The 14,817-nt window shown below is 66.8% G+C and carries 15 protein-coding genes; 8 read left to right on the forward strand and 7 right to left on the reverse strand.

What is annotated here, in order from left to right:
* Nucleotides 1-35: 35 nt before the first annotated feature.
* The 4 genes from FAZ69_RS20895 to FAZ69_RS20910 are packed head-to-tail and all read left to right on the forward strand — an operon-like array spanning nt 36 to nt 4,010.
* Nucleotides 36-2,528 carry a secretin GspD/PilQ domain-containing protein gene (locus FAZ69_RS20895; RefSeq protein ID WP_240702383.1) on the forward strand — a complete coding sequence of 831 codons (2,493 nt, stop codon included), beginning with the start codon at nt 36-38 and terminating at the stop codon, nt 2,526-2,528.
* Complete coding sequence (locus tag FAZ69_RS20900; RefSeq protein ID WP_136896995.1) at nt 2,525-3,028, forward strand: type II secretion system protein; 504 nt, start codon at nt 2,525-2,527, stop codon at nt 3,026-3,028. The genes FAZ69_RS20895 and FAZ69_RS20900 overlap by 4 nt, the downstream gene beginning before the upstream one ends.
* Entirely contained in the window at nt 3,022-3,417 is a 396-nt protein-coding gene (locus FAZ69_RS20905) for a type II secretion system protein (protein WP_136896996.1), read from the forward strand. Before FAZ69_RS20900 ends, FAZ69_RS20905 begins: the two co-directional genes overlap by 7 nt.
* 2 nt (nt 3,418-3,419) lie before the next feature.
* Nucleotides 3,420-4,010 (forward strand): type II secretion system protein, encoded by a 591-nt coding sequence (locus FAZ69_RS20910; protein ID WP_206171225.1) that lies wholly within the window; start codon nt 3,420-3,422, stop codon nt 4,008-4,010.
* A 15-nt stretch (nt 4,011-4,025) separates the two neighbouring features.
* On the opposite strand, the gene FAZ69_RS20915 is transcribed toward FAZ69_RS20910, so the two are convergent.
* From FAZ69_RS20915 to hmpA, 7 genes are all read right to left on the reverse strand, one after another.
* On the reverse strand, nt 4,026-5,432 hold the full coding sequence (locus FAZ69_RS20915) for an ATP-binding protein (RefSeq protein ID WP_136896997.1): 1,407 nt from the start codon (nt 5,430-5,432) through the stop codon (nt 4,026-4,028).
* A complete protein-coding gene (locus tag FAZ69_RS20920) occupies nt 5,408-6,073 on the reverse strand; it encodes a response regulator transcription factor (protein ID WP_136896998.1) in 666 nt (221 codons plus the stop codon). Before FAZ69_RS20920 ends, FAZ69_RS20915 begins: the two co-directional genes overlap by 25 nt.
* 49 nt (nt 6,074-6,122) lie before the next feature.
* Nucleotides 6,123-6,881 carry a COG4705 family protein gene (locus FAZ69_RS20925; RefSeq protein WP_136896999.1) on the reverse strand — a complete coding sequence of 253 codons (759 nt, stop codon included), beginning with the start codon at nt 6,879-6,881 and terminating at the stop codon, nt 6,123-6,125.
* Nucleotides 6,882-6,997: 116 nt separating this feature from the next.
* Nucleotides 6,998-7,594: an undecaprenyl-diphosphatase gene (locus FAZ69_RS20930; protein WP_136897000.1), complete on the reverse strand. Its 597-nt coding sequence runs from the start codon at nt 7,592-7,594 to the stop codon at nt 6,998-7,000.
* Between the two features lie 149 nt (nt 7,595-7,743).
* Nucleotides 7,744-8,337 carry a DUF1326 domain-containing protein gene (locus tag FAZ69_RS20935; protein WP_136897001.1) on the reverse strand — a complete coding sequence of 198 codons (594 nt, stop codon included), beginning with the start codon at nt 8,335-8,337 and terminating at the stop codon, nt 7,744-7,746.
* Between the two features lie 84 nt (nt 8,338-8,421).
* Nucleotides 8,422-9,207 (reverse strand): DUF2182 domain-containing protein, encoded by a 786-nt coding sequence (locus tag FAZ69_RS20940; protein WP_136897002.1) that lies wholly within the window; start codon nt 9,205-9,207, stop codon nt 8,422-8,424.
* A gap of 138 nt (nt 9,208-9,345) precedes the next feature.
* Complete coding sequence (gene hmpA / locus FAZ69_RS20945) at nt 9,346-10,527, reverse strand: NO-inducible flavohemoprotein (RefSeq protein WP_136897003.1); 1,182 nt, start codon at nt 10,525-10,527, stop codon at nt 9,346-9,348.
* Nucleotides 10,528-10,640: 113 nt separating this feature from the next.
* Between hmpA and norR the strand changes: the two genes are divergently transcribed.
* The 4 genes from norR to FAZ69_RS20965 all read left to right on the forward strand — a co-directional run bounded on the left by norR (nt 10,641) and on the right by FAZ69_RS20965 (nt 14,803).
* Nucleotides 10,641-12,251, forward strand: coding sequence for a nitric oxide reductase transcriptional regulator NorR (norR, locus tag FAZ69_RS20950; protein ID WP_136897004.1), 1,611 nt, complete (start codon nt 10,641-10,643; stop codon nt 12,249-12,251).
* A 317-nt stretch (nt 12,252-12,568) separates the two neighbouring features.
* A complete protein-coding gene (locus FAZ69_RS20955) occupies nt 12,569-13,252 on the forward strand; it encodes a c-type cytochrome (protein ID WP_136897062.1) in 684 nt (227 codons plus the stop codon).
* A 22-nt stretch (nt 13,253-13,274) separates the two neighbouring features.
* Nucleotides 13,275-14,591 carry a c-type cytochrome gene (locus FAZ69_RS20960; RefSeq protein WP_439654783.1) on the forward strand — a complete coding sequence of 439 codons (1,317 nt, stop codon included), beginning with the start codon at nt 13,275-13,277 and terminating at the stop codon, nt 14,589-14,591.
* A 29-nt stretch (nt 14,592-14,620) separates the two neighbouring features.
* On the forward strand, nt 14,621-14,803 hold the full coding sequence (locus FAZ69_RS20965) for a hypothetical protein (protein WP_136897005.1): 183 nt from the start codon (nt 14,621-14,623) through the stop codon (nt 14,801-14,803).
* The last annotated feature ends 14 nt before the right edge of the window (nt 14,804-14,817 follow it).

Below are 14,817 nucleotides of genomic sequence, written 5' to 3' on the forward strand. Positions count from 1 at the left end.
TACGAGGAATGGGACCGTTGCCTTCGCAATTTTCTATGCAAAACACACTTGAATTCCGCTGCGGCTTCGCGCCGGGCCATTGGCGGCGGCTCGCGATCGTCGTCGCTTTGCCGATGCTCCTGATCGGCTGCGCGGCGGAAAAGGCCTATCGCAGCGGGCAGGACTTCGTCGCCCAGGGCAAGCTCGACGAAGGGATGGCCAAGCTTCAGGAGGCCGTCACGCGGGAGCCGCATGACGCGCAATATCGTTCGGCGTGGCTGGCTGCGCGCGAGCAGGCGCTGCTTCGCTACAACGATGAGGGCGACCGTCTGGCCGCCGACGGCTCGTACGCCGCCGCGCGCAAGGCCTACCAGCATGCGCTCGGCGTCGATCCCGCCAACGAGCGCGCGCTGGCGGGCCTGGTGGCGCTCCAGAACGCGGCGCGGCTCAACGCGCTGGTCGATCGCGCGCAGGCCCTTGCCGCGAAGAAGAACATCGACGGCGCGCGCCGCTTGTTGACGGAGGTGCTGACCGAGGCGCCGGCGCAGCGGCGCGCCCTGGCGCTCGAGCGCCAGCTCGATGCCGGCGGCACGGGAGCGGCGCGCGTCGAGACGGCGCTCGCCAGCGCGTACCGCAAGCCCATCCGCATCGACTTCAAGGATGCCCCGCTCAAGCAGGTATTCGAGATCATCTCGCGCACCTCGGGGCTCAACTTCCTGTTCGACAAGGATGTGAAAACGGACCAGCGCACCTCGATCTTTCTCAAGAACAGCACGATCGAGGCAGCCGTGCGCTACGTGCTGGCGACGAACCAGCTCGCGCAGCAGGTCCTCGACGAGAACACGGTGCTGATCTACCCGAACACCGCCGCCAAGCTGAAGGACTACCAGGAGCTCGCGGTCCGCACGTTCTATCTTTCGAATGCGGAGGCGAAGACGGTCGCCAATACGCTGAAGACGATCCTCAAGTCGCACGACGTCGTCATCGACGAGAAGCTCAACATGGTGATCGTGCGCGACACGCCCGAGGCCATCAAGCTGGCCGAGAAGCTCGTCGCGCTCGAGGACGTGCCCGAGCCGGAAGTGATGCTGGAGGTCGAGGTGCTGGAGGTGCAGCGCAACAGCACGCTGAATCTGGGCGTCGCGTGGCCGGGCTCGGTGACGGTGGCGCCGCAGCCGCTCGGCAGTGTGATCGGCAGCACCAGCTCGTCTTCGACCACGACCTCGACCTCGACCGGCACGACTTCGGGAAGCGGCTCGTCGCCGGCCCTCTCGCTCAGCGACTTGCTGCATCAGACCAGCCGCAGCCTCGGCGTCTCGTCCCTGTCGGCCACGGCGAACGCGAACCTGCAGGACTCCACCGCCAAGCTGCTGACGAACCCGCGCATCCGCGTGCGCAATCACGAGAAGGCCAAGATCCTGATCGGCGAGCGCGTGCCGAACATCACGTCGACCGCGACCTCGACGGGCTTCGTCTCGCAGTCCGTCAATTACCTCGATGTCGGCCTGACGCTGAACGTCGAGCCGGCGATCTACCTCGACGATTCGGTCGGCATCAAGGTGTCGCTCGAGGTCAGCAGCCTGCTCAACCAGATCACGGGCAGCTCCGGCACGACCGCCTACGAGATCGGCACGCGCACGGCCAGCACCGTGCTGCAGCTGAAAAACGGCGAGACCGACGTGCTGGCCGGCCTCATCGACAGCGAGGAGCGCACCTCCGGCAACAAGATTCCCGGCTTCGGCAATCTGCCCGTTCTCGGCCGGCTGTTCGGGGCGTCCACCGACGACGACAAGAACACGGAAATCGTCCTGGCGATCACGCCGCATCTGGTCCGCAACGTCCGGCGTCCGGACGCCGATCTCGCCTATTTCACGGCCGGCACGGAATCGAACGCGCAAAGCATGATCCAGTCGAATGGCGTTGGCTCAGCTGGGCCGGCAATTGCAGCGCCTGCGCCTGCGACGCCCGCCGACACCGCCGCGCGCAACGCGTCGGACGCTGCGCAAACGGGCGGCAGCGGGGCTTCCGGAAGCAGCGCCGCCAATGCAGCGAACAGCGCCTACAACGCGGGGAACAGCGCCGTCGAGGGCGCCGGGACCGATACGGGGGGGCTCGGCGGCGGCGGGAGCGGCACTGCCCAGATGTCGATCCAGGGTCCGCCGCAGGTCAAGGTGGGCGATTCGCTGACGGTGGCGATCCTGATGCAGGCGGACCAGCCTGTGACGAGCGTGCCGGCGACAGTCACCTTCGACAGCACGAAGCTGCAATTTACGGGCGTGACCGAAGGCGATTTCCTGAAGCAGGGCGGCGCGCCCACGAGCTTTTCGAGCCGCCTGGGGCAGGGCGGTCAGCTGACGCTCGCCGATACGGCGACGGGCGGCGCCGGCGCATCGGCGCAAGGCACGTTCGCGGTGCTGACGTTCCGCGCGCTCGCGCCGGCTGCGCAAACGGCTATCAAAGTGCAGCCCGGCGCCGTTACCAGCGCGGGCGGCGCGGCGGTCGCGGCGTCGCCGCCGTCCCCGTACGACGTCGCGGTGGCTTCGCCATGACGGCGAGCCGATGCCGGCATGCCCGCGGCAGGCAAGCGCAAGGCTTTACGCTGATCGAGCTGCTCATCACGCTCGCCGTTCTCGGCATGCTCGCCGCCATGACGGTGCCCGTGGCGCAGGTCATGCGCCAGCGCGAACGCGAGCAGGCGCTGCGCTCAGCCCTGCACGAAATACGCGGCGCCATCGACGCGTACCAGGCAGCAAGCAAGGAAGGGCGCGTGCCCAAGGAGGCGGGCGCCACCGGCTACCCGCCGTCGCTCGACATCCTCGTGCAGGGCGTGGTGGATCAGCGCGATCTCAAAGAGCACAAGATCTACTTCCTGCGCCGCATTCCGCGCGACCCGATGAACAGCGACGCCGAGCTCAGCGACGCCGCCACCTGGGGCAAGCGCAGCTATGCGAGCGAGCCCGACGACCCGCAAGAAGGCGACGACGTGTACGACGTCTACTCGACCTCGATGGGCATCGGGCTCGACGGCGTTCCTTACCGGAAATGGTGAAAGAGATGGCGAGGCGCTTCTCCGCGAAGGGATTCACGCTGATCGAGCTGCTGATCGTGCTGGCCGTGATCGCGCTGATGCTCACGCTCGCGCTGCCCGAGTATCTTCACTCGGTCGAAGCGTCGAAGGACAAGATCCTGGCCGAGAACCTGCTCGTGACGCGCGACGCCATCGACAAGTTCTACGGCGACGCAGGGCGGTATCCGGAGTCGTTGCAGGAGCTCGTGGACAAGCATTACCTGCGGTCGCTGCCCGTCGACCCGGTCACGGACAGCACGGCCACCTGGCACATCGTGCCGCCCGAGGAGCAGTTTCCCGGCAACGTCTACGACATCAAGAGCGGTGCGCAGGGCGCGAATCGCGACGGCAAGCCGTACGAGGACATGTAGACATGCAAGGCAGCGTCGGCAGGCGGCGTGCGGCTCAAGGCGGCTTTGCGTATCTCGCGCTGATGATCTCGATCGCCGTCATCGGCGTGGCGGCCGCTGCCGCGGCCCAGCTCGGCGCGATCTACGAGCGGCGCATGGCGGAGCAGGAGCTGCTCTTCGTCGGCGGCGAATTTCAGCGGGCGCTGCTGGACTACGCTTCTACCTCGCCGCTGGGAACGCCGACCCAGCCTCGCACGCTCGACGACCTCCTGCGCGACCCGCGCTACCCGAACGTGGTGCGCCATCTGCGCAAACTGTATGCGGACCCGATGACGGGCCAAGCCGACTGGGTGCTCGTCAAATCGCCCGATGGGCAGACCATCGTGGGCATACACAGTGTGTCCAAGGCCCATCCGATCCAGATCGCGCATTTTCCGGCGGAATTCCAGGGGTTCGACGACAAGCGCAGCTACCAGGATTGGGTGTTCGTCGGGCGGCTTCCCACCGCGACGCTGGGCGGGGGGAATCCGGCCGCGACACCCTCCGCTTCGGCGCCATCGGCTACAACGCCAACGGCCTCCACGCCATCGGCCACGATTCCGAACAGTCCCTAGCGCGTTCTGCGTGCTTCAGGCGTCCGCCAGCGGAATCCGTACCGTCACGGCGAGCCCCGTTTGCGAAGCCTCGTCGGCGCAGGCAAGCGTTACATCCGCGCCGAGGCGCTCCGCGATCGTCTTGACGATCGAGAGCCCCAGGCCCGAGCCCACTTCGCCGCTTCCCAGCACGCGATAGAACGGATCGAACACGCGCTCCCGCTCCGCCGCAGGAATGCCCGGTCCCGAGTCAACGACGCGCAGCACGGCATGGCCGCCGCCGGCCGTCACCGAAAGATCGATGCGTCCCCGCTCGGGCGTATAGCGAATCGCGTTGTCGACGAGGTTCTTGACCACCGCGATCAGGTCGACTTCGTTGACGGGCACCCGGGCGTCGCTCCCTCTCTCCATGCCTTCCACGCCGATGTCGATGAGCTTGGCCTCGGCGAGCGGCATCAGGTCTTCGAGCACGCGCCGGTAGACGCGCATCACCGAAACCGGCGAGCCCGGCGATTCCGGCGCGGACTGCGCATGGGCGAGCGTCAGCAACTGGTCGAGCAGGCTGCGTCCGCGCTCGATGCCTTTGCGCAGCACGTGCAGCCGTTCGCGCGCCTGATCGGACATCTGTGCGTCGGCGAGCCGCTCCGCTTGCAGCGACAGCGCCGTGAGCGGCGAGCGCAGCTCATGAGCCGCGTCGGCGACGAACCGCCGCTGCGCCTCCATCGACTGCCCGATGCGTCCGAGCAGGCGATTGATCGCGACGACGAACGGCCGCACCTCCGACGGCAAATGCCCTTCGTCGATCGCGTGCAGCTCGCGCTCGCCGCGGCGGTCGATCTCGGCCGCGAGCGACGCGATCGGCCGGAACATCTTGCGCACGAGGTTCGCCGTCACGAGCAGCAGGACGGGCACCAGGATCAGGAACGGCGTCACCGTGCGCAGCGCGCTGTCGCGCGCCATTTCGTCGCGAAAGCCGGTCTCCTGCGCAACCGCGATGCGCTCGCCGGTCGCCATCGTCTTGACCAGGACGCGGAACGGCTCGCCGCCGATCTCGAGCGTCTGCACGCCGTCGGGCACGCCTGCTGGAATGGGCCGGGCCGCGTCAGGCAGGGCCGCGTTCGGATCGTCTTCGCGGCGCGCGGCGGTGTCCTGGCTGACCGGCGAGTTCGGGCCGGCGGCGAGATATTGCACGATGACGCGCGATTCCTCGTCGCTGTGCGCCGCGCGGCCGGTGTCGCCGAGGTGGGGAAGCGGCAGGTGCTGCCGGTCGAAGAGCGCCGAGACTTGCAGCAGCATGTCGTCCTGGAATTCATGCGCCTCGTCGAACGCCGAGGCGAACGAGAAGACGCCCGCCACGATCGCGACGAGCAAAATCGCGAGCGAGACCCCGAACGACAGCCTGAGCTGGACCGACTCGCTCAGCCGCCTTTTGAAACCATCCATCCCACCCCCCGGACGTTCTTGATGATGTCGCTGCCGAGCTTGCGGCGCAGCGCGTGAATCAGGAATTCGACCGCATTGCTCTCGACTTCCTCGCCCCAGCCGTAGATGCGGTCTTCGAGATCGCGGCGCGAGAGGATCGCGCCAGGGCGCACCAGCAGCGCCTGCAGCAAGGCGAACTCGCGGTTCGAGAGCTGCACGGGCTCGGCCTCGCCGGCGGTGGCCTGCCGCGTCGACGGATCGAGCGACACCACGCCGTTGCTCAGCACCGGCGTCGCGCTGCCGCCCTTGCGGCGCAGCACGGCGCGCATGCGCGCCAGCAGCTCGGCCATCTCGAAGGGCTTCCCCACGTAGTCGTCGGCGCCGCCGTCGAGGCCGCGCAGACGGTCGTTGAGGCCGTCGCGCGCAGTGATGATGACGAGCGGGACCGGGTTGGCGTCGGCGCGGATCGCATCCAGCACCTGCAGGCCGTCCTTGCCGGGCAGGCCCAGGTCGAGCAGGACCAGGTCGTAGTGCTGGCAGCCGAGCGTGGTGAGCGCAGTCTGGCCGTTCTTGACCCAGTCCGCCGCGTACGAGGCGTCCTTGAGCGCCGAGTGGATCGCCTCGCCGATCATCGGATCGTCTTCGACCAGCAATACCCGCATCGGTCTTTCTCCTTGGCTCCTGGGTGACGCTTGACGATGGCGGCGCGCTTCAGTGCGCCTTGCTTGCGGCGCGCTGCCGGTAGACGAGCAGGGCCGTCAGGATGAACGCGAGCAGCGCCGCGGACGCCGAGTAGCGGGAGAGCGCCAGGCCGCCATGGCTGACCGGCTTGTCGAGGAAGTCGCCGAGCACGGCGCCGAGCGGGCGCGTCAGGATGAACGCGGCCCAGAACAGCAGCGTGCGCGACACGTTCGTCCAGTAGTAGGCCGCGACGATCAGCGCGAGCAGGCCGCCGAACACGACGGCGGCGCCCGTGTAGCCGAACCCCGCGGTATCCGCCATCCAGTCGCCGAGCGCGGTGCCGAGCGTCTGCGAGAACATGATCGTCACCCAATAGAACATCTCCGCCTTGGGCGAGCTGACGGTATCGACGGCGACCGAGCCGAGCGAGCGATACCAGACGAACAGCGAGATCAGCAGCAAGGCCAGCAGCAAGGATGAACCGCCCGCATAGCCGATGCCAAGCGAACGGTCGGCGAAGTCGGCGAGCGTGGTGCCGACGGTGGTGGTCGCGATGATGGTCGTCCAGTACAGGAGCGGGCTGAAGGTCTTGGCGCGGATCTGCGCGGTCACGGCGATCAGGAAGAGCACGGCGAAGATCAGCGTCCCGACCAGGTAGCCGAGATTCATCGACATGCTGACGGCGTCGCCGCCGGTTTCCCCGAGCGTGGTGGCGGCGATCTTGACGATCCAGAAGATCAGGGTGACTTCGGGAACCTTGCTTAATGCGTGGCGGGTTGTGGCGGTCATGGGAACTCGCTGGGTTGACTGGGTGGAGAGTGTATTCGACGGCGGGCCGGCGCGCAGAATCGGCGCATGCCGCTAGTCTGGGCAGCACGGCTTAGGCCAGGGATAGAGGCATCAGATCAGGGACGCACCCAGCCCCGTGCAATAAGCCTGCCGAAGAGCAGCGGATGGATGCGGATCGCGAGACGGTAGGCGAGCCGCGTCAAGCGATGCAGCGGACGCGCCGCAAGCCACGCGCCGCAGGCGGAGACCACGACTGCACCGGCCATGTCGAGCGGGAAATGCACGCCGACGTAAATGCGCGCCCACGCGACGGGCAGCCCCAGCAGCGCCAGCGCGAGCCCCGTCGCGCGCTGGCCGCGATGAATCGCGAGGCTGAACGCGACGGACCACAGCAAGGTCAGGTGATCGCTCGGAAACGAGGAATCGGGGGCGTGATCGACGAAGGTGTGGCCCAGGCCCAGCACGAACGGCCGGGGATGCAGCCAGATCAAGGCGATGAGCTGGTTGATGAAGAGAGCCACGGCCGCCGCGGCGGTGGCTTCGAGCATGAATTGCCGCGTGAACTTGGCGCCGCGCAGCCAGCCGATGGCGATGACGGCGGGAACCGCCCAGATCGCGTATTCGGCGAAGAAAATCGCGGTGTTCAGCACGAAGGGGCCGGGATTCGCGGGCGCGTTGAGCAGCAGGAACAGCGTTCGGTTCAGTTCTTCCATGAGGCTTGGCGCTTCGACATTTGCGTGCGCCAAAGCATACGGAAGGAAACTTAGCGGTGGCTGAGGCGGCAGCATCCTTACGGTTGCGACCCGGCAGCCTGCTCCGAACGGAACACCGCCGCGCGGCGATCGACTTCCTTAGGTGGCTGTCACGCGCTCCAGTCAAACTCGGTAATCTCCGCGTGCCCCAAGCTCTCCCATTGCCGCATGTCGGGATCGCGCCAGTAGGTGCCTTTGCCGTTGGCAAGCCCGATGTTGTCGCGGAAGGCCGCCGCACCGTGCAGCAAGCGCGTGGTCTCGCCAGTGGCGCCGCGCAACGGTCTGGCGATCGCCACGCCAATGCTCCCCACCGTGATACGCGTCTCGTCCGGACCGCTTTGGATGTCGATCGGTGCCTCCTGGCTGGACAGCCATTGCGTGACGAGTTGTCCGACGACCTCGTAGACGCCGCCCCGCTGGCCCTTGAACAGCGGCTCGAGCGCCGAGCGCTGCGCGGCCGAAACCGAGGAGTCGAAGTAGATGCGCCCCACGCCCTCGCCGCCAAGAAAGCCTTTAGGCCAATCGGCAATCCACGCCAGTTTGGTGCCGCTCACGTCGACGCCATCGACGCTCCCGCTGCCGATATCGACCCACTGGCCGCCCGAGCACCAGACCTGATCGCCTTCCGGTTCACCTAGTACGCAAGGGCAGCCAACCTTGCAGCTGCATGGCGCATAGTAAGTTCCCGCGATATGCCAAGCCATAGCGTGCCTCCTTGTATTCGCTGGTTGTCGAATGCGACACGACACGACGCGCACTCGCGAGCGATGTCGCCGCCTTCCTTCCGGTCACGGGCCGCGCCCGAGCCAGGGCATCGCCAGCATCGCGATCCCTCCGGCGATCAGCGCCGCCCCCAGGGGCCGAGCCACGCGGTGCCCGCCCGGCAAGGTCTTCTCGATGAAAATGATGACTGCGGCCGTGAGCATCCATGCCATATTCATCGCGCCGAGCGCGACCAGCGCGGCCATCAGGCCGGCACAGCATCCGATGCAGTCGGCAGCGTGCAGCACACCGAGACGCAGTGCGCCGCGCGCGCCCGGCATCCAGTGCCGCATCAGGAAAAACAACGGGTTGCTGCACCGTGTGCGGCAACCGCGTTTGAGCCGTGTGAACTGATAGACGCCCCCGGCGATCAGCAGCAGGGCGGGTCCGATGGACCACCCTGCGCTCACGCGCTCGATGGCCTGCTGATACGCGTACACCGGAAGCCCCGCAGCGGTCCAGAGTACCGCATAGCCCGCGAGTAGCGCGGCCATTCCTGCCCACGCACCGGGACGCCCTGCGCGCTCGCGCGTGGTGGCGCGATAAAGCAGCACCAGCGGCAGCGCGGCCGGGAGCATCATGGCGAGCATCATCACCGCCCAGGCGAGGAGAAAGAGAGCGATGCGGCTGTCCATTTGCCCGGCCATGCCCATCTCGTCCATCGCGCGGGCTTGCTGGACGGTGTAGGCCCAGCTTGCCGCGGTCAGCAGCAGGAGCGCGGCACCCGGAAAGAGGTTTTCCCGTTTGACCAGCACGGTCCATCCGGCGGCAACCGGCGGGTTGGACGACTCCGAAACGCGAGGGTGGGACATGGCGTTTCTTTCCGGAGCTTGCGGAGGGATGTTGATTAAGATTAGATGCCGCACCAGGTGAAATCCAGACGATCGCGCGCGGAAGCGGCGGCCAGAAAAGCCGTTGTGCAAAACCGGCTGCAAACGGCTCCCTGGCGCTTACTCGAGCGCCCCAGCCGGCCCGAAGAACTCGTACCGGCTTTGCGATTCCGGCACGCCGATCGCCTTCAAGTGCCGCTTGATCGCCTTCATGAACGCGACGGGTCCGAGGAAGTACACGTCGACGTCGCGCGTTTGCGGCAGCCAGCGCTCGAGCAGCGCCTCGTCGAGGTACCCCGTCGCATCGGCTTGCCGGTCGCCGGTGCGGCTTTCCTCATAGCAATAGAAGCGCTTGAGCTTCGGATGACGCTCAGCGAGCTTGTCGATCGCCTCGCGGAACGCATGGACGCCGCCATGCCGCGCCGCGTGGATGAAATGCACGGGACGGTCGGCTTCGAGCGCGGCCTGCAGCATCGCGAGCGTCGGCGTGATGCCGACGCCGCCGCTGATCAGCACGAGCGGCTTGTCGCTGGCTTCGAGCGTGAAGTCGCCCGACGGCGCGAACAGTTCGAGCGCGTCGCCTTCGTTCACCAGCGCGTGCAGGTAGTTCGAGACCTTGCCGCTGGGCTCGCGCTTCACGCTGATCCGGTACTCGCTGCCGTTGGCCGCCGCGGACAGCGAGTAATTGCGCCGCATCTCCTCCCCGTCGATCGCGAACCGCACGCCGATGTATTGGCCGGGCTTGAACGCGAGCAATTCGCCGCCGTCATCGGGGCGCAGGTGGAACGAGGTGATCTCGTCGCTTTCCTTGACCTTGCGCGCCACGCGGAACAGGCGCGTGCCGCGCCAGCCGCCCGGCGCGTGCTCTTTCTCCGAATAGGCCTGCTCTTCGAGGCCGATCAGGAGGTCGGCGAGCTGTCCGTAGGCGGCGGCCCAGGCTTCGATCACGGCATCGGTGGCGATCTCGGCGCCGAGCACTTCGTGAATGGCCTGCAACAGGCACTTGCCGACGATCGGATAATGCTCGGGCAGGATGTTCAGCGAGACGTGCTTGTTGACGATCTGCGAGACGAGGCCGCCGAGCTGTTCGAGCTGGTCGATGTGGCGCGCGTACATGAGCACGCCGTTGGCGAGCGCGCGCGGCTGCTCCCCGCTTGCCTGGTGCGCTTGGTTGAAGAGGGCGCGCACCTCCGGATATTCGCTGAACATCAGCTTGTAGAAGTGGGTGGTGAGCGCTTCGCCGCCGCTCTCGAGCAGCGGCACGGTGGCTTTGACGATGGCACGGTGTTCGGCAGACAGCATGGTGTGAATTCCTTTTATCGGTTGGACTGCGGCCAGGATTCGGCCGGCAACCTCTATAATCACGATCTGTGCCATGATAAAAACGTCAATAAATCAATAGATTGGGTGTTTGGATGGTCAATCCGACGATGGTCAAATCGACTGCGTATGAAGTCAAATTGACTGCGCGCGCACTGCTCGACGCGCTGGCGCCCCTGATGCAGGACCTCTCGCTCGATCTGCCGGATACCGAGCGCTACCGGCGTCTCTTGCAGAGCTTGCGGGCGATTTTTCCTGGCGACGCCGCCGCGCTGCTGCGCCTCGACGGCGACACGCTGGTGCCGCTCGCCATCGACGGCCTCGCGAGCGATACGCTCGGCCGGCGCTTTCGCGTGGGCGACCATCCTCGCTTCGCGCAACTGCTCGCGAGCGCCGAGCCGACGCGCTTTGCGGCCGATTCCGATTTGCCCGACCCGTACGACGGCCTCGTGCAAGGCGTCGCCGGCAAGCTGGAGGTGCACGACTGCCTGGGCTGCCCGCTCTTCATTGGCGGCCGGCCATGGGGGCTGCTGACGCTCGATGCGCTCGACCCCGCCCAGTTCGATGCGCTCGACATGCCCGCGCTGCAAGCCTTCCTGAGCCTCGCCGCGGCGACGGTCAGCGTGGTCGAGCGCATCGAGACGCTGGAGCGCACCGGCGCGGAAGAGCGCCGCCGTGCGGAAGAAGCGTTCCGGCAGGCGAGCGGGCAGCATCGCCGCGATTTCATCGGCAGCAGCGATGCCTACAAGCGCCTGCTCGAAGAGATCGAGATCGTTGCGGCAAGCGATCTCACGGTGCTCGTGACGGGCGAAACCGGCGTCGGCAAGGAGCTCGTCGCTAACTCGATCCATGCGCTTTCGGCGCGCGCGGGCAAGCCGCTCATTAGCCTGAACTGCGCGGCGCTGCCCGATACGCTCGTCGAAAGCGAGCTGTTCGGACATGTGCGCGGCGCGTTCTCGGGGGCCTCGTCGGATCGCCTCGGCAAGTTCGAGCTCGCCCACGGCGGGACGATCTTTCTCGACGAGGTCGGCGAGCTCTCGCTTGCGGTGCAGGCGAAGCTCCTGCGCGTGATGCAGAACGGCCAGCTCCAGCGGCTCGGCTCGGACAAGGAGCACAAGGTCGACGTGCGCGTGATTGCCGCGACCAATCGCGATCTGGCCGAGGAGGTCAGGGCGGGGCGCTTCCGGGCGGACTTCTACCATCGGTTGAGCGTCTATCCGGTGCGAGTGCCGCCGCTGCGCGAGCGCGGCCGCGACATCCTCCTGCTCGCCGGGTTTTTCCTCGAAGAGAACCGCAGCCGCCTGGGCCTGCTCAGCGTGCGCCTGTCGTCCGATGCGCAGGCGGCGCTGCTGCAATATCGCTGGCCCGGCAACGTGCGCGAGCTCGAGCACCTGATCGGGCGCAGCGCGTTGAAGGCGCTGGCGGCCAATCGTTCGCGTCCGCGCATCCTGACGCTGACGGCGGCGGATTTGAACTTGTCGGATGCGGTGTCCCATGCGCCGGATGCGCGCGGCGCAGCGCCGCTCGAAGGCGATATGGACGAGCGCGCAGGAAAGGACTTGCGCAGCGCCGTCGCCGAATTCGAGCGGACGATGGTCCTGGATGCCCTCGCGCGCCAGCAACAGAACTGGGCGGCCGCCGCGCGCGAACTGGGCCTCGATCCGGCCAACCTGAACCGGCTGGCGAAGCGGCTCGGCTTGAAATGATCGCGCGAAAGATCGTTATACGGCGCGGCACACGCAATACGAATTGATTAAAAGGAATTTGATTTAGCGCAAAAAATTTTTGAGATGTTTTTGAGATGATTTGGCGGCTTAGAACTATCATGCGTCCTGTAAATGATGGGTCATAGGGTTCGCGTAGGCTCTCCCCGGCCTGCCGAATCCGTAGTTTGCAGGCGCAGTAGGTTGCGCGAGCGGCTCGCGCAGCAAGTCAAGCGGTCATAACGAGCAATCGCCCCTGACAAGCCACTCGCGCGAGGAACCCGGTGACGAATCGCCTTGCTTTATTCATCGCCGCACTCATGATCCCGTGCGCCTTTTGGAGCGCACAGGCTGATGCCGGAAGCCCGGCTGCCGAAAAAGCGCCGGACACCATGGAAGCCCGAGTGCTCGGCTGCGCCGCGTGCCATGGCGCGCATGGCGAAGGCACCGACAACGACTATTTCCCGCGTCTCGCAGGCAAGCCCACCGGCTATCTCTACAACCAGCTGATCGCGTTTCGCGACGGGCAGCGTAAATATCCGCCGATGAATTACCTGTTGGCGTATTTGCCCGATGCCTACCTGCATCAAATCGCCGATTACTTCTCCTCGCAGCGTCCGCCGTTTCCCGAGCTGGGTGCGCCGGCCGTCGACGCCGCCACGCTCGCGCATGGCAAGGCGCTCGCGACCGGCGGCGAAGCGGCGCGCGGCGTGCCCGCGTGCGCGAGCTGCCACGGCGCGGCGCTCACGGGCATGGAGCCTGCGATTCCGGGCTTGCTCGGCCTGCATGCCGACTACGTCAGCGCGCAGTTGGGCGCGTTCCGCTACGGCACACGCCACGCGGCCGCGCCCGATTGCATGCACGAGATCGCCACGCGCCTGACCGATCGCGACATCACCGCGATCGCGGCGTGGCTCGCCTCGCTGCCCGCGCCGGCGAACCCGGCGCCTGCCGCCGCCGGCTCATTGAAGCTGCCGCTCGCCTGCGGCAGCGTTCCCAACTAAGCGAGGCTCATCCGTGCACCGCGTGACCAGTCATCGCTTCCTCAAGGCCAAGGCGTTCGCCGCGCTGGCGGCGCTTGCCACGCTGACGTGCGGCGCCGCGCTGTGGCTTGGCGCGCCGCGCGCCGCCGCGCAGACGCAAACCCAGGCTCAAGCGCCCGCAAGCAGCGACGCGCAAGTGATCGCGCGCGGCGAATACCTCGCGCGCGCCGGCGACTGCATCGCCTGCCATACGATTCCGGGCGCCAAGCTGTTCGGCGGCGGCCGCCCGATGGCCACGCCGTTCGGCACGCTGTTCTCGCCCAACATCTCGTCGGACAAGGAAACCGGCATCGGCGCATGGAGTGCCGACGAGTTCTACCGGATGCTGCACGAAGGCAAGTCGCGCGACGGCTCGGTGCTGTATCCGGCGATGCCCTACGCGTCCTACACGAAGGTCGCGCGCGCCGACTCGGATGCGATCTACGCCTACCTGCTGTCGACGCCGCCGATCCACCAGCCGAACCGCCCGCACGAGCTGCGCTTTCCGTTCAACCGGCGCGAGCTGCTGCTCGGCTGGCGCACGCTGTTCTTCCGAGCCGGCGAGTACAAGCCCGATCCGGCGCAATCGGCGGAATGGAACCGCGGCGCATATCTGGTCGAAGGCCTCGGCCACTGCACGATGTGCCATACGGAGATCAACGCGCTTGGCGGCAACACCAAGTCCAAGGAATTCCAGGGCGGGCTGATTCCGATTCAGGACTGGTACGCGCCGTCGCTCACCTCGAACAAGGAGGCGGGGCTCGGCGAGTGGAGCATCGAGGACATCGTCGGCCTGCTGCATGCGGGCGTCTCCAACCGCGGCGCCGTGTACGGGCCGATGGCCGAAGTCGTCTACGACAGCTTCCAGTACCTGAGCGAAGACGACGTGCGCGCGGTGGCCGTCTACCTCAAGGCGCTGCCGGGGCATTCGGGCGAGGTCAGCAGCGCGCCGCCGACGGTCGCCGCGACAGAAGAGAAGAACCGGCTTTTCCCGCTCGGCAAGAAGATCTACGACGCGCAGTGCGCGCTCTGCCACTCGAGCGAAGGGCAGGGCAAGCCGCCGCATTTCCCGCCGCTCGCGAACAACCAGTCGATCCAGATGACGTCGGCGGTCAACCCGATCCGGATGGTGCTCAACGGCGGCTATGCGCCGGGCACGATGAAGAACCCGGCGCCGTATGGCATGCCGCCGTTCGCCCAGTCGCTGTCGGACGAGGAGGTCGCGGCCGTCGTCACCTATATCCGCACCGCCTGGGGCAACCACGGCACGCCGGTGACCGTGAAGGAAGTCAACACGCTCCGCTCGGCGCCGATTTTTTGAGTCTTCCGAGTTATCCGAGGCCAACGCTCATGATCAATTCCCCCGCTCCCGACGATGGCGGCGCAGGTCCCGAAGCCGAACGCGTCGACGAGATCGTGCGGCACGGCCCGCGCGGCGCAATCGCGGTGGCCGGCATCGCGACGGCGATCGTGATCGGCCTCTGGTACGCGTTCTATTTCCTGGTGTTTCTGCCGCGCGGCGTCATCCAATAACCTGAGAGCACGGC

The sequence above is a fragment of the Trinickia terrae genome, from assembly GCF_005144415.1.
In the GTDB taxonomy this organism is placed as follows: Bacteria; Pseudomonadota; Gammaproteobacteria; order Burkholderiales; family Burkholderiaceae; genus Trinickia_A; species Trinickia_A terrae.

Excerpts from the sequence above, each read along its gene's own strand:
- FAZ69_RS20925 (WP_136896999.1), bottom strand. The coding sequence starts at position 6,881 with ATGACCGCCACAACCCGCCACGCATTAAGCAAGGTTCCCGAAGTCACC.
- norR (WP_136897004.1), top strand. The coding sequence starts at position 10,641 with ATGGTCAATCCGACGATGGTCAAATCGACTGCGTATGAAGTCAAATTG.
- FAZ69_RS20905 (WP_136896996.1), top strand. The coding sequence starts at position 3,022 with ATGGTGAAAGAGATGGCGAGGCGCTTCTCCGCGAAGGGATTCACGCTG.
- FAZ69_RS20895 (WP_240702383.1), top strand. The coding sequence starts at position 36 with ATGCAAAACACACTTGAATTCCGCTGCGGCTTCGCGCCGGGCCATTGG.
- hmpA (WP_136897003.1), bottom strand. The coding sequence starts at position 10,527 with ATGCTGTCTGCCGAACACCGTGCCATCGTCAAAGCCACCGTGCCGCTG.
- FAZ69_RS20955 (WP_136897062.1), top strand. The coding sequence starts at position 12,569 with ATGATCCCGTGCGCCTTTTGGAGCGCACAGGCTGATGCCGGAAGCCCG.
- FAZ69_RS20920 (WP_136896998.1), bottom strand. The coding sequence starts at position 6,073 with ATGCGGGTATTGCTGGTCGAAGACGATCCGATGATCGGCGAGGCGATC.
- FAZ69_RS20930 (WP_136897000.1), bottom strand. The coding sequence starts at position 7,594 with ATGGAAGAACTGAACCGAACGCTGTTCCTGCTGCTCAACGCGCCCGCG.
- FAZ69_RS20940 (WP_136897002.1), bottom strand. The coding sequence starts at position 9,207 with ATGTCCCACCCTCGCGTTTCGGAGTCGTCCAACCCGCCGGTTGCCGCC.
- FAZ69_RS20910 (WP_206171225.1), top strand. The coding sequence starts at position 3,420 with ATGCAAGGCAGCGTCGGCAGGCGGCGTGCGGCTCAAGGCGGCTTTGCG.
- FAZ69_RS20965 (WP_136897005.1), top strand. The coding sequence starts at position 14,621 with ATGATCAATTCCCCCGCTCCCGACGATGGCGGCGCAGGTCCCGAAGCC.
- FAZ69_RS20935 (WP_136897001.1), bottom strand. The coding sequence starts at position 8,337 with ATGGCTTGGCATATCGCGGGAACTTACTATGCGCCATGCAGCTGCAAG.
- FAZ69_RS20915 (WP_136896997.1), bottom strand. The coding sequence starts at position 5,432 with ATGGATGGTTTCAAAAGGCGGCTGAGCGAGTCGGTCCAGCTCAGGCTG.
- FAZ69_RS20900 (WP_136896995.1), top strand. The coding sequence starts at position 2,525 with ATGACGGCGAGCCGATGCCGGCATGCCCGCGGCAGGCAAGCGCAAGGC.